11 protein-coding genes are annotated in these 13,474 nt (G+C 73.7%); 2 read left to right on the top strand and 9 right to left on the bottom strand.

The annotated features are described in order from the left end of the window. Window positions 1–613: 613 nt before the first annotated feature. The 9 genes from MXD62_RS21725 to argC all read right to left on the bottom strand — a co-directional run bounded on the left by MXD62_RS21725 (window position 614) and on the right by argC (window position 10,323). Window positions 614–1,357: a DNA-3-methyladenine glycosylase gene (locus MXD62_RS21725; protein WP_248831331.1), complete on the bottom strand. Its 744-nt coding sequence runs from the start codon at window positions 1,355–1,357 to the stop codon at window positions 614–616. Then, complete coding sequence (gene argH, locus MXD62_RS21720) at window positions 1,342–2,940, bottom strand: argininosuccinate lyase (RefSeq protein ID WP_248831330.1); 1,599 nt, start codon at window positions 2,938–2,940, stop codon at window positions 1,342–1,344. Before argH ends, MXD62_RS21725 begins: the two co-directional genes overlap by 16 nt. Next, window positions 2,937–4,139 carry an argininosuccinate synthase gene (locus MXD62_RS21715; RefSeq protein ID WP_248831329.1) on the bottom strand — a complete coding sequence of 401 codons (1,203 nt, stop codon included), beginning with the start codon at window positions 4,137–4,139 and terminating at the stop codon, window positions 2,937–2,939. Before MXD62_RS21715 ends, argH begins: the two co-directional genes overlap by 4 nt. 79 nt (window positions 4,140–4,218) lie before the next feature. Further along, window positions 4,219–4,788 (bottom strand): arginine repressor, encoded by a 570-nt coding sequence (gene argR, locus MXD62_RS21710; protein ID WP_020459352.1) that lies wholly within the window; start codon window positions 4,786–4,788, stop codon window positions 4,219–4,221. Next, window positions 4,785–5,738, bottom strand: a complete 954-nt coding sequence (argF, locus tag MXD62_RS21705) for an ornithine carbamoyltransferase (RefSeq protein WP_248831328.1) — start codon at window positions 5,736–5,738, stop codon at window positions 4,785–4,787. The genes argR and argF overlap by 4 nt, the downstream gene beginning before the upstream one ends. After that, window positions 5,735–6,979, bottom strand: coding sequence for an acetylornithine transaminase (locus MXD62_RS21700; protein ID WP_248831327.1), 1,245 nt, complete (start codon window positions 6,977–6,979; stop codon window positions 5,735–5,737). The genes argF and MXD62_RS21700 overlap by 4 nt, the downstream gene beginning before the upstream one ends. Next, complete coding sequence (gene argB, locus MXD62_RS21695) at window positions 6,976–8,040, bottom strand: acetylglutamate kinase (protein WP_248831326.1); 1,065 nt, start codon at window positions 8,038–8,040, stop codon at window positions 6,976–6,978. Before argB ends, MXD62_RS21700 begins: the two co-directional genes overlap by 4 nt. Then, a complete protein-coding gene (gene argJ / locus MXD62_RS21690; protein WP_248831325.1) occupies window positions 8,037–9,209 on the bottom strand; it encodes a bifunctional glutamate N-acetyltransferase/amino-acid acetyltransferase ArgJ in 1,173 nt (390 codons plus the stop codon). The genes argB and argJ overlap by 4 nt, the downstream gene beginning before the upstream one ends. Window positions 9,210–9,258: 49 nt before the next feature. Further along, on the bottom strand, window positions 9,259–10,323 hold the full coding sequence (gene argC / locus MXD62_RS21685; protein ID WP_248831324.1) for an N-acetyl-gamma-glutamyl-phosphate reductase: 1,065 nt from the start codon (window positions 10,321–10,323) through the stop codon (window positions 9,259–9,261). A 529-nt stretch (window positions 10,324–10,852) separates the two neighbouring features. Here argC and MXD62_RS21680 point away from each other — a divergent pair. Both MXD62_RS21680 and MXD62_RS21675 read left to right on the top strand, forming a co-directional pair. Then, window positions 10,853–11,896 (top strand): TIGR04222 domain-containing membrane protein, encoded by a 1,044-nt coding sequence (locus MXD62_RS21680; RefSeq protein ID WP_248831323.1) that lies wholly within the window; start codon window positions 10,853–10,855, stop codon window positions 11,894–11,896. Next, window positions 11,889–13,474 (top strand): DUF692 domain-containing protein (locus MXD62_RS21675; protein WP_248831322.1); only part of this gene is annotated, 1,586 nt, incomplete at its 3' end. The genes MXD62_RS21680 and MXD62_RS21675, both read left to right, overlap by 8 nt.

Below are 13,474 nucleotides of genomic sequence, written 5' to 3'. Positions count from 1 at the left end.
CTAAGCCCTGGCCATGGACGGGGGTTAAAAAATATGGCACTGACTATTCGGTACGCTGTTGAGTTCTCAAGGAGCAGGTGCGTACAGGAGTCCACGCCGTGAAGCGGTTCCTCCAGGCACTTTTGCCCGATTTCATCTTGTTTAGGTTAGAAACGCCGTGACCCTTGCCAGGACCTTGCGCTCTACCCTCAGCCTCGCCCTCTCGGTCGAGGCCCTGTCCCGCGTGGAGCCACCCTGTTCGGTGTCTTCCGTGTTGCGCTGACAGAGAGAACATTACGGGTGGATGACGGGGGGCGTCAAATCAATCGGGACCCGAATAGTGTGACGTATGTCACATGGCTCCACTTGGAGCTTGACGCAGCCGTCTGATATGCGAGGCTTGAGGTTCTGCGCTCGAACGGATGGGCGACGGAGCAGCCCCGCCACCAGCGCGGGAGGACCGCTCGAACCACCTGGGTGCCAGCCACAGTGAAGCGGTGGACGCCTCGCCGGGTCGCCCGAGGCGGGGGGGGACATGCCGGCCGCGGGCGAGTGGCCTCTCTGTGCCGCAGGGAGCACAGTCCGTACGCGTCGGTCTGTGCGGGTTCGGTCGGTCCGTCTCAGGCCACGCGCCTCAGGCAGGCGTCCGCGGGGGCCGGCCGCGGCTCACCGACGGCTCGTTCAGGATCCAGAGTCGGTACGGGCGGTCGAGGCCCGTCCGGATGCCGATCCGGGGCCCACGGCCCACCTGGGTCTCGGCAACGGGTGCTCCGGCGTGAACCGTCACCGGGCCGGATCCGACGAGATCGGTGCCGGTGAAGCCGCCGTCCACCCCCAGGGCCCGGGCGAAGCGTCCAGGCCCGCTCGCGACGCGCCAGGCGGCCGCGGCGCCCCCCGCTCCCGCGCTCCCGGCCCCGGCCTCCCCAGTCCCCGCGCCCCTCGTCGTCCCCGAGCTCCTCGCCCCGGCGGCCACGCACCCGGCCCCGGACGCGGACTCAAGCCCGGGCTCGGGCTCCGGCTGGCGGGCGCTGCCCGGAACATGCCGGGCCGGGACGGACCCGGCGACCGCACCAGCCCGGATCAGAACCGCGGCGGCCGTACCCTCCGGACCGCACACGACGTTGAAACACCAGTGCATGCCGTAGACGAAGTAGACGTAGGCGTGTCCGGGCGGTCCGAACATGACCCGCGAGCGCGGGGTCGGACCGCGGAAGGCATGGGACGCCGGATCGTCCGTGCCGCCGTAGGCCTCCACCTCGGTGACCCGCAACGCGACCGGCCCGTGCCGGACCGTCGTCCCGAGAAGATCTCGGGCGACGGCCAGCACGGGCCGGTCGTAGAAGTCGCGACTCGGAACGCCGGTCAGCTCCCGGCCCACGCCCGGTCCCGGTCGAGCACCGGCCCGAGCGCCGCGATCTGCTCCCGGACCCGCGCGGGAGCCGTCCCGCCCGGTGCCGAGCGCGCCTCGAGCGCACCGCGCACCGAGAGCACCGATCGGACGTCGGCGGTGAGCAGCGGGTTGATGATCGCGAGGTCGCCCTCGGAGACCTCGTCCATGTCGGCGTCGTGGGCCACACACCAGGCCACGAGCTGCCCGACGGCCTCGTGTGCCTCCCGGAAGGCGACCCCGTTGCGGACGAGGTACTCCGCCACGTCCGTCGCCAGCGCGAACCCGTCCGGCGCGGCGGCCGCGAGCCGTTCCCGGCGCACCCGCATCGTCGCGACCATGCCGGTCACCGCCGGCAGCACGACGAGGAGGGTGTCAACCGCGTCGAACACCGGCTCCTTGTCCTCCTGCAGGTCGCGGTCGTAGGCGAGCGGCAGGCCCTTGAGGGTGGTCAGCAGCCCGGTGAGCCCGCCGATGAGGCGGCCCGACTTGCCGCGGGCCAGCTCGGCCACGTCCGGATTCTTCTTCTGCGGCATGATCGAGCTGCCGGTGGCGAAGGCGTCGTCAAGCTCGACCCAGCCGAACTCCCGGGTCGTCCACAGGACGATCTCCTCACCGAGCCGGGACAGGTGCACCCCGATCAGCGCGGCGATGAAGAGGAACTCGGCGGCGAAGTCCCGGTCGGACACCGCGTCGAGCGAGTTGGCGAAGGCCCGGTCGAAGCCGAGCTCGGCGGCCACCCCCGCCGGGTCCAGCGGCAGTGAGGAGCCGGCGAGCGCGCCGGCGCCGAGCGCGCTCACCGAGGCACGCCGGTCCCAGTCCCGCAGCCGGTCGGTGTCCCGGGCGAACGCGTGGACGTGCGCCAGCAGCTGGTGCCCGAACGAGATCGGCTGGGCGTGCTGCAGGTGGGTCATCCCCGGTGCCGGGGTCTCGACGTGCTGCTCGGCCAGCCCGACGAGGGCGGTGGAGAGCTCGGTGACCCGCGCGGCGACCTGACGCGCGTGATCGCGCAGGTACAGGCGCAGGTCGGTCGCGACCTGGTCGTTGCGGCTCCGGCCGGCCCGCAGCTTGCCCCCGAGCGCGCCGAGGCGCTCGAGCAGCCCCCGCTCGAGCGCGGTGTGGACGTCCTCGTCCTCGATGGTCGGGCGGAAGCGGCCGTGGGCGACCGCGTCCGACAGGTCGTCGAGTGCGCCGAGCATCGCCGTCAGCTCGGCGTCGTCCAGCAGGCCGGCGCGGTGCAGGACGCGGGCGTGTGAGCGGGAGGCGAGCAGGTCGTACGGCGCCAGGCGCCAGTCGAACTGCACGCTGACCGACAGCCGTGCCAGCGCCTCGGCCGGCCCGCCCGCGAACCGCCCGCCCCACAGCCGCAGCGGCGGCGTCGACGCGGGGGCGTCCGCCTGCCCACCCGCGCCGGCGTGCCCCCCGGTGTCCTCTCCGTCGGTGTCGTCGGCGGTGTCCGTGCGCGCCGCGTCCGTGCGCGCGGCGTCGCCCTGTGCCCGTTCGGGATCCATCCGTTCCTGCTCCTCGTCGGCCGCTGGGTGACTCCCAGTCGCCACCGACCGGATCGACGTCACGGGTTGAGCCGCTGTTCGCGGGCCGCCCAGACCTTGGTGGGCAGGCCCCACAGCTCGATGAATCCCCGCGCGTCGGTCTGGTCGAACTGGTCGCCGGCATCGTAGGTGGCCAGCGCGTGGTCGTAGAGACTGCCCGGGCTGCGACGGCCCACGACCTGGGCGACGCCGCCCGCCAGCCGGATCCGGACGTCGCCGGTGACACCGACGCTGGCCGAGTCCACGAAGGCGTCGAGGGCTGCCCGCAGCGGCGAGAACCACAGCCCGTCATAGACGATTTCGCCCCAGCGCTGGTCGATGCCCCGCTTGAACCGGGCGACGTCCCGCTCGAGGGTGAGGTCCTCCAGGTCACGGTGCGCGGTCAGCAGCGTGATCGCCGCCGGGCACTCGTAGATCTCCCGGCTCTTGATGCCGACGAGCCGGTCCTCGATCATGTCGATGCGACCGACGCCCTGGGCACCCGCCCGGGTGTTGAGCTCGGCGACGAGGTCCACCAGCGACAGTGCCCGCCCGTCCAGCCCGGTCGGCAGGCCGTCGGTGAACGAGATCGTGACCTCGTCGGACGGCCGGGAGACCGTCGGGTCGGCCGTGTAGACGAAGACGTCCTCCGGCGGCTGCGCCCACGGGTCCTCGAGGACCCCGCACTCGGCCGTGCGGCCCCACAGGTTCTGGTCGATCGAGTACGGGGACTTCTTCGAGACGTCGATCGGCAGGCCACGCTCCTCGGCGAAGGCGATCGCCTTGTCCCGGGTCATGCCCGAGTCGCGCACCGGGGCCAGCACGCGCAGACCCGGGGCCAGCGCCATCACGCCGACCTCGAAGCGGACCTGGTCGTTGCCCTTGCCCGTACAGCCGTGCGAGATCGCGTCCGCCCCGTGCTGTTTGGCGGCTTCGACCAGGTGCTTCACGATGATCGGCCGGGACAGCGAGGAGATGAGCGGGTAGCGGTCCATGTACAGGGCGTTGGCGCGGATCGCCGGGGCGACGAAGGATGCCGCGAACTCCTCGCGGGCGTCGACGACGATCGACTCGACCGCGCCGCAGGCGAAGGCGCGCTGGCGGATCGCCTCGAGGTCCTCGCCGCCCTGGCCCACGTCGACGGCCAGGGCGATGACCTCGGCGCCGGTCTCGGCACCGATCCAGCCGATGGCCACGGACGTGTCGAGGCCGCCCGAGTAGGCAAGCACGACGCGTTCGGTCACGGAGTCACTCCTTAGTTGATTCTCGGTTCACGTGGTCGTTCATGACGCCGGTGGACGGGAGGTCTGCCCCGCCTGGTCCTCAGCCGGCGCCCGCGCCGGTACCCGCGCCGATGCCGGGATGCCCGCCCGTTCCGGGTGGGACCGCCACCCGTGCGACGCCGTCGGCCAGCGACAGCAACCGGCCGGCGAACGCTGGCCCACCGGGGCCGGTGGGCCCCGCGCGGCAGACCACCAGGACGGTGTCGTCACCGGCGATGGTTCCCATCACCTCCGGCAGGGCCGCCCGGTCGAGCGCGGAGGCGAACAGCTGCGCGGCCCCCGGCGGGGTACGCAGCACGACGAGGTCGCCGTTGGCCTCGGCCGAGACGAGAAGCTCCTCGCAGAGCCGGGCCAGCGGGATGCGCACCGTCTCGGCCGGCGCCAGGTTCACGTCGACCGAGTACACGAGCGCACCGTTGGCCCCGCGGACCTTCGTCGCGCCGATGTCCTCCAGATCGCGGGACAGGGTGGCCTGGGTGACCTGCACGCCTTCCTCGGCAAGCAGACGCGCGAGCTCCGCCTGCGACCGTACCGACCGCGCCGCGATCAGCGCGGCGAGGCGGGCCTGCCGGGCGTGTTTCGTCAGCGGCGCGGCCGAGCGGATGGTCATCGGGAACCGACACCCGCCGCGGTCTCGTCCAGCAGGAACGACAGCAGGGCCTTCTGCGCGTGCAGCCGGTTCTCCGCCTGGTCGAACACCACGGAACGCGGCCCGTCGAGCACAGCCGCGGAGATCTCCATCTCCCGGTGCGCGGGCAGGCAGTGCATGACGATCGCGTCCGGGCGGGCCGCCTCGACGACCTTCTCGTCGAGGCGGTAGGGCTGGAAGACCAGCGCCCGGCTGTCGGACTCGGTGTCCTGCCCCATCGACGCCCAGACGTCGGTGTAGAGCACGTCCGCGCCGGCCGCGGCCTCGAGCGCGTCGTGCATCACCAGGGCCTCACCGCCGGTGACCGCACCGATCTCGTTGGCGTGCCGCACGACCTGCTCGATCGGCTCGTAGCCCGGCGGCGAGGCGATGTGGACCCGCAGCCCGGCGAGTGCGCCGGCGAGCAGCAGCGAGTGGGCGACGTTGTTGCCGTCGCCCAGGTACGCCAGGGTCACGCCGGCGAGCCGGCCGCGGATCTCCCGGATGGTCTGCAGGTCGGCGAGCGCCTGGCAGGGGTGGGTGTGGTCGGAGAGCGCGTTGATGACGGGCACGGTGGCCGCCGCCGCCATCCGGTCGACCCTGTCCTGGGCGAAGGTGCGGATGACGATGGCGTCGACGTAGCGGCTCAGGACGGCTGCGGTGTCCTCGATGGTCTCGCCGCGGCCGAGCTGGGAGGAGCCGGAGTCGATCACGATCGGGTGCCCGCCGAGCTCGGCCACCGCAACGTCGAAGGACAGCCTCGTCCGGGTCGACGGCTTTTCGAAGATCAGCGCGACCGAGCGGCCCTCGAGCGGGCGGCGGGCGGGCCTCCGGTCGCGGCGCGTCGCCTTGAGCTGGTCGGCGAGATCCAGCAGTGCGGCCTGCTCGGACGAGGTCAGGTCGGTGTCGAGCAGGAAGTGTCGGGCCGTCATGCGCTGACCTTAGATCCTTCGTCCGACTTCTTCGGGCCGGTCGCCGCGGTCCTGTCCCCCTGGGCGTGGGTCTCCCGCGCCCGGTCGGCGATGCCGGGCAGCGCGGCGACGAACGCGTCGACGTCCGCCGGGGTGAGCACGAGCGGCGGCGCGAGGCGGACGGCGTTCGCCGCGACCGCGTTCACCAGGAAACCGGCCTCGCGGGCGGCGGTCTCCACCTCGGGCGCGAACGGGGCGTCGAGCTCGATCGCGAGCCACAGCCCGACGCCGCGCACCCCGGTGACCCCGGCCGCGCCCGCGGCGACGATGCCGTCGCGCAGTGCGCCGCCGAGCACCACCGCGTGCTCGAGCAGGCCCTCGGCCACGATCGTGTCGAGCACGGCGAGGGCGGCCGAGCACACCACCGGCCCGCCACCGAAGGTGCTGCCGTGGTCACCGGGACGCAGCAGGTGACCGGCAGCGCCGATCCCGATGCAGACCCCGATGGGCAGGCCGCCGCCGAGGCCCTTGGCCAGGGTGATCACGTCCGGGATGACGCCCTCGGTCTGGTGGGCGAACCACGCGCCGGTGCGGCCGATGCCGCTCTGGACCTCGTCGAACACGAGCAGCGCGCCGTGTGCGTCGCAGGCGGCGCGGGCGGCGGCCAGGTAGCCGGGCGGCGACGGGATCACCCCGGCCTCGCCCAGGGTCGGCTCCAGGAAGACGGCGGCGGTCCGCTCGCTGACCGCGGCGGCCAGCGCGTCGGCGTCGCCGTGCGGGACGAAGCGCACGCCCGGCAGCAGCGGCTCGAACGGCGCCCGCTTCCCGGGCTGGCCGGTGATCGACAGGGCGCCCATGGTCCGGCCGTGGAAGGCCCCCTCGGCCGCGATGATCTCCGAGCGGCCGGTCCGTCGGCTGATCTTGATCGCGGTCTCGTTCGCCTCGGCGCCCGAGTTGCAGAAGAAGGCCCGGCCGTCCACGCCCAGCAGCTCGATCAGGCGTTCGGCGAGCAGGAGCTGCGGGGTGTTCACGTACAGGTTGGACGTGTGGCCCAGGGTGTCGAGCTGTGCGACTACCGCCGCGCGCACCGCCGGGTGGCAGTGACCCAGGACGCTCACCGCCACCCCGGCGATCAGGTCCACGTACTCGCGGCCGTCGGCGTCCCACACGTGCGCGCCGGACCCGCGGGTCAGGGCGATGGAGGGACGGCCGTAGGTGGCCATGATGACGGCGTCGCGCCGGTCGAGCAGATCGGCGTTCACGATCCTCCCCCGATGATGTCCGCTGTTGCCGGGTCGCCCGCGCTGGAACTGGTGGTTGCCGTGACGGCGCCCTCGACCGCGACGGTGCCGGCGGCGGCGGGTGGGTCGGCGCGAATCAGCGTCCCGATGCCCTCGTCGGTGAAGATCTCGAGGAGCAGCGCGTGCGCGACCCGCCCGTCGAGCACGTGTGCCTGGGGGACGCCGCCGGAGACGGCACGCAGGCAGGCCTCCATCTTCGGGATCATGCCCGACGACAGGGTGGGCAGGAGCCGCTCGAGCTCGCCGACGGTCAGCTCACTGATCACCTCGTCGCTCGCCGGCCAGTCGGCGTAGAGGCCCTCCACGTCGGTGAGTACGACAAGCTTGGCCGCACCCAGCGAGAGCGCCAGCACCGCCGCCGCGGTGTCCGCGTTGACGTTGTAGACGCCGCCGTCGAGGCCGCGGGCCACCGAGGCCACCACCGGCACCTTGCCCGAGTCGAGCAGGGCGTTGACGGTCTCCGGCTGGACGTCGACGACGTCGCCGACCAGACCGACGTCGACCGGGCGGCCGTCCACCATCGCCGGGCGGCGCCGGGCGGTGAACAGGTTGGCGTCCTCCCCCGACAGGCCGACGGCGAACGGCCCGTGGTTGTTGATCATCCCGACGACGTCCCGGTTGACCTGGCCGACGAGGACCATCCGGACGACCTCCATGGTCTCCGGGGTGGTGACCCGCAGGCCGCCGACGAACTCCGAGCGCACCCCGAGCCGCTCCAGGTGGGCGGTGATCTGCGGGCCTCCGCCGTGCACGACGACGACGCGGATGCCGGCGTAGCGCAGGAAGACGATGTCCGCGGCGAACGCCTCGCGCAGTTCCGGGCGGGTCATCGCGTTCCCGCCGTATTTGATCACCATGGTGGCGCCGTGGAAGCGGGACAGCCAGGGCAGCGCCTCGATGAGCACGGTGGTCTTGGCCAGCGCGGAATGCCCGCGGGCGGTTGCCGCCGGTCCGCGTGGCGGCGCGGGGATGTTCGCTCCGGCCCACCCCACGGACTTCACCGGGTTCGTGTCCGCGCTCATGTCGAGTACGCCGAGTTCTCGTAGACGTAGCCGTCAGTGAGGTCATTCGTGCGCACGGTGAGCTCGACGTCGCCGGCGTGCAGGTCGGCGACGATGCTGATCTCCCGCCCGCCGAGGTCGACCAGTTCCCGCGGCTCACCCGGCGCGCCGCCGCGGCACACCTGGATGCCGTTCATGGTCACGTCGAGGCGGTCGGGCTCGAAGGCCGCGGACGTCGTACCGATCGCCGCGAGCACCCGACCCCAGTTCGGGTCCTTGCCGTAGAGCGCGCACTTGAGCAGGTTGTTGCGGGCCACCGAGCGGCCGACCTCGAGGGCGTCCGCCTCCGAGGCCGCGCCGGTGACCGTGATGGAGATCGTCTTGGTGGATCCCTCGGCGTCGCCGAGCATCTGGCCGGCCAGGTCGTCACAGACGGCGGTGACCAGCTCGGTCAGCTCCGCCTCGGGCAGGGACCGCCCGGACGCGCCCGAGGCGAGCAGCAGCACCGTGTCGTTCGTCGACAGGCAGCCGTCGGAGTCGACGCGCTCGAACGTCGTCCGGCACGCCTCCCGGACCACCCGGTCCAGCGTGGCGCTGTCGGCGACGGCGTCGGTGGTGACGACGACGAGCATCGTCGCCAGCGACGGCGCGAGCATCGCCGCGCCCTTACCCATGCCGCCGACCGTGACGACACCGTCACCGGCCGCGCCGGACGTGCTGGTGCGCACCGCCTGCTTGGCGACGGTGTCCGTGGTGCGGATCGCCTCGGCCGCGGCGTCACCGCCGGTCGGCGAGAGTGCCCCGACGGCCTGGGCGACGCCGGGGAGCAGCAGATCCATCGGCAGCCGCACGCCGATCAGCCCGGTGGAGCAGACCGCGACCTCACCGGCGCCGATCCCGAGCGCCGCGCCGACGTGCTCGGCGGTCGCGTGGGTGTCGGCGAACCCCGCCGGGCCGGTGCAGGCGTTGGCCCCGCCGGAGTTGAGCACGACAGCGCGCAGCCGGCCGGTGGTCAGCACCTGACGGGTCCACAGCACGGGCGCGGCCTGCACACGGTTGCGGGTGAACACGCCCGCGGCGGCGTCGGCGGGACCGTCGTTGACGACGAGGGCGACGTCCGGACGCCCGGACGGTTTCAGCCCGGCGGCGGCGCCGGCGGCCCGGAACCCCCGGGCGGCGGTGACGCTCACTGTTGCTCCCCTTCCCTAGCTGGCAGGGCCCTCGCTGCCACCGGGGCGGTCACGGCGCGAGGCCCTGAACGCTCAGACCGGTGGTCTCCGGCTGGCCGAGCATGAGGTTGGCGCACTGGACCGCCTGGCCGGCGGCTCCCTTGGTGAGGTTGTCGATCGCGGCGACGACGACCACCCGGCCCGCCTCGTCGTCCACCGTCGCCTGCAGGTGGATGCAGTTGCTGCCGAGCGTCGACGACGTGCGCGGCCACCGCCCGGGCGGCAGCACGCGCACGAACGGCTCGTCGTCGTAGAAGGCGCGCAGGATGCCGGTGATCGTGTCGGCGTCGGCGCCGAGGCCCGTCCCCAGGTCGTCACCGGCGGCGAGGTCGGCGGCGGGCCGGGCGGTGCAGGTCGCCAGGATGCCGCGGGGCATCGGCGCGAGCACGGGGGTGAACGACAGCGACACCGGCGAGCGGGCGTACCGGGTGAGCGTCTGGACGATCTCGGGACGGTGCTGGTGGGTGCCGACCTTGTACGCGGTCATGTCGCCCATGACCTCGCTGCCGAGCAGGTTGGCCTTCGCCGCCCGGCCGGCGCCGGATGTCCCGCTCGCCGCGACCACGACGATGTCGGACGGGTCGACCGCACCCGCCGCGACCAGCGGGACCAGCGCGAGGCTCACCGCGGTCGGATAGCACCCGGGCGCGGCGACCCGGTTACTGACCCGGATCTCCTCCCGCGCCCCGGGCAGCTCGGGCATTCCGTACGTCCAGGTGCCGGCGTGCTCCCCGCCGTATGCCCGGCGCCATGCCTGCGGGTCGTGGAGGCGATGGTCCGCGCCGAGGTCGACGATGCGGACCCCGGCCGGGAGGGTCGCGGCGACCGCGGCCGACTGCCCGTGCGGAAGCGCCAGGAACACGATGTCGGCGGTGGTCTCCGCCAGTGCGGCGGCGTCGACGAAGACGCGGCCGGCCAGGTCGGGCAGGTGCGGGTGGACGTCGGTCACCTCCACCCCGGCGGAGGTGTTCGCCGCCAGGTCGCCGATCTCGATGCCTGGATGGCCGAGCAGCAGCCTCAGCAGCTCGCCGCCGCCGTACCCGCTCGCACCCGCCACCGCCGCAGTCACTCCCATGACTGCAACTTTATACACATGACCCTATGAAGATACAAGGGTTTACCGAGCGCGCCGCCGACCGCACGCAGCGCTCTCACCGTGTTTCCGCCATCGAGAACCTCCTTGGGACAGGGCCCTACCTGCCCGTTGAGCGACGGTTGACGCCCCGGGGGACCACTGTGGGCACACTGGTCCCAGCGCCATTCCGGACAACGGCGTTCCGGAGGCGGGTCGGGGTGGGCAGCCATGGCCGTCCACCCCGATCGTCACATCGCCCCGCCGGTCATGCGGGCCGCCACCGCCCCCGGATCACGAGAAGGCACCTGCCGGTTCGCCGCCCGTAGCGCGCGCTCCCAATCAGGCCAGGTGGCCCCGCCCGCCCGCCTCGCCCGCCCGGGCCAACTCACCCGTCCGGTCCGTCCGCCTCGTGCCGTCGCCCGGCCGTCCGGGAACCGCTCGCGTTGAGAGTTCGACAACAAACCGTCAGTCACCTGACAGTCGGCCCCCGGGCCGGGGTGCCACCATCCCGGCGTCGGGACGACCCAGGATGGGAGTGACGATGGCGATCTCACTCGGTTACCTGCTCACGGTGCTTGCCGCCGTCGCCGCCGTGGTGGCGCTGCGCGCGAGGGCGGTGCGGGGCCGCGCCACCGGGGAGCCCGATCCGCGGGCGGTTCCGGCCGAGGACCTGGCGCTGGTCGCCGCCGGGCCGAAACGGGCCGCCCTGACCGCTCTCGTGGGCCTCTACGAGGCCGGCGCGATCTGCATCCCGCTGACCTGGCGGCTCGGCGTGTCGGGTCCGCTCCCGGCGGGGAGCACGCCGCTCGCCGCGAGCGCGCACCGGCTGATCGCGGCCGCCGGCCAGCCGAGCGTCCGCGGAATTCTCCAGCCGCTCGCCAACGGTCCCGAGCTGCGGGCCGCGCAAGCGCGCCTGGCCGCCGCCGGTTACGTCCCGTCCGCCGGCCTGGTCGGCCTGCTGAACCTCGTGCGACTGTTGGTGCCGCTGGCCATCGCCGTCGCCGCTCTCGCGCTGCTCGCCGACGGCGCGGGCGCGCCGGGACTCGTCGCGTCGGTGGCGCTCATCGGCGCGGTGGCCGTGATCCTCCTGGCCGGGCCGGCGCCGGCGACACGGGACGGCCGCCGGCTCGTCGAGACCGCCAGGGCCCGCTTCGCCGGATACGCGGACGGAGGCGTACCCGGCCAGCGTGCCGTCGCGGTCGCGCTGTTCGGGCCGGCGGCCCTGTGGCGGGCCGACGCCACCGTCGCGAACCGGCTGGGGGTCGGACCCCGACCCCAGGACGTCCGCATCGGTGGCCGGGGCGACTCGGCGCGCGGGCACACCGGCCCGACACACTCGGGCGACAGCGCGTTCGGTGGAATCGCCGGCTGGTTCGCCTTCGGCGGGGACGACTCGCACCACGGCGGCGGGGACGGCTGGAGCGGCGGGCACAGCTGGGGCGGTTGGGGCGGCGGACACGGCGGTGGATGCGGAGGCGGTGGGCATGGCGGAGGTGGTTGCGGGGGTGGAGGTTGCGGGGGTGGAGGTTGCGGAGGTGGAGGTTGCGGAGGTGGAGGTTGCGGCGGTGGCTGACCGGATCGCAGCCACCGGGACTCCGATCCGAGACGCCCCGCTGTCGCGGCGGCCTACGGCCAGCGCGACCAGCGAGACCGACTCGGCCTGCGTGGCGAGCCCGACCGGCCCGACCGGCGCGGCTGCGGCGGTCGGCGCGACTGGGGCGCTGGCGGGGCTCGGCGCCGGCTGGCGTCCCGAACTCGGCGCCGTCCTCGCCGAGCGGTCCGACCTGGGTTTCGTGGAGGTGATCGCGGAGTTCATGCGCCCCGGGGCGCCGCTGCCGCCGACACTCACCGGACTCGGCGTGCCGGTCGTCCCGCACGGCACCAGGCTCTCCCTCGGCGGCACCGAGCCGCTCGACCCGTCCCGGGTGGCGTGGCTGGCCGCGGTCGCCGAACAGCTGGGCTCACCCCTGGTCAGCGAGCACGTCGCCTTCGTCCGGGCGGGGGGAGTCGAGGCCGGGCATCTGCTCGGCGTCCCGCGCACCCGGGAGGCGCTGGGCGTGCTGGCCCGCAACATCGCCGACCTGCGGGCCGAACTGCCCGTCCCACTGGCACTGGAGAACGCGGCGAGCGTGCTCGCCTGGCCGGACGATGAGCTGGACCCGGCCGCGTTCCTGACCGAGCTCGCCGACCGCACCGGCGCGCTGCTGCTCGTGGACGTCGCCAACCTGCACGGGGACGCGCTGAACCACGGCATCGACCCGCTGCAGTTCCTCGACGCGCTGCCCTGGGAGCGGGTGGCGTACGCCCATGTCGCCGGGGGACGGGTGGCGAACGGGATCTACTTCGACACCCACCTTCATCCGGTGGCGCCGGAGGTCCTGGCCCTGGTGGGCGAGGCCGCGGCGCGCTGGTCAGGGGTCCCCGCCGTCCTGCTCGAGCGGGACGGGAACTACCCCCGCGCGCCCGAGATCCACGAGGAGCTCGATGCCGTCCACGCCGCCGCTCTCGGGCCGGGCCCGGGACGGCCGGCGGGACGGCAGCCGGCCGCGGAGTTCGGGCAAAGACCGGTGACGCTCAGACAAAGAGCGGTGGCGCTCAGGGAGACACCGGTGACGCTCGAGGAACGGCAGGTGACGATGGTCACCGATCTGGTGAGCGGCCACGGTCCCGGCGACGGGTTCGATCCGGAACGGTTCGAGGCGGTCCGCGGGACGCTGATCGACAAGCGGCGCGCGGCGGTCGCCCGGTGCTGGCCCGAGCTCGCCGCGACGAGCGACTTCGCGAGCCGGTTCGCGGAGTTCGCCAGAACCCGTCCACCGGCCGGAACCCGCGCTGACGCGTTGGGCTTCGCCGCCACCGTCCACGACCGCCTCGGGCCGGGGGCTCGCCGGGAGGTGCTCGCCGCCCGCCTGTCGTCACGGCGGCTCGCCGTGATCGTCGACCGCGTGCCCGGCGGGCGGACCCTGATCGGCCTGCGACTCCCCCTGCTAGCCCCGTTCGTCCTGCCGACCGGAGCGGCGGCGGCCGGCGGCGGCGGGGCGGCGGCGCCCCCCCCCCCCCCCCCGGCGCCCCCCCCGCGCCCGGCCGATCGTGCTCGTCGGTGGCCCCGTCCGAGGGTGCGACCAACCGCGCGGTGCCCGACAGCGCGACA

Source organism: Frankia sp. Mgl5, from assembly GCF_023242985.1.
Taxonomy (GTDB): domain Bacteria; phylum Actinomycetota; class Actinomycetes; order Frankiales; family Frankiaceae; genus Parafrankia; species Parafrankia soli.
This window is presented reverse-complemented; position numbering and strand designations above follow the sequence as displayed.

What these genes read in the sequence shown, in the direction of transcription:
- argR (WP_020459352.1), bottom strand. Translation starts at nt 4,788, where the DNA reads ATGACCATCCGCTCGGCCGCGCCGCTGACGAAACACGCCCGGCAGGCC.
- argF (WP_248831328.1), bottom strand. Translation starts at nt 5,738, where the DNA reads ATGACGGCCCGACACTTCCTGCTCGACACCGACCTGACCTCGTCCGAG.
- argB (WP_248831326.1), bottom strand. Translation starts at nt 8,040, where the DNA reads ATGAGCGCGGACACGAACCCGGTGAAGTCCGTGGGGTGGGCCGGAGCG.
- argC (WP_248831324.1), bottom strand. Translation starts at nt 10,323, where the DNA reads ATGGGAGTGACTGCGGCGGTGGCGGGTGCGAGCGGGTACGGCGGCGGC.
- MXD62_RS21680 (WP_248831323.1), top strand. Translation starts at nt 10,853, where the DNA reads ATGGGAGTGACGATGGCGATCTCACTCGGTTACCTGCTCACGGTGCTT.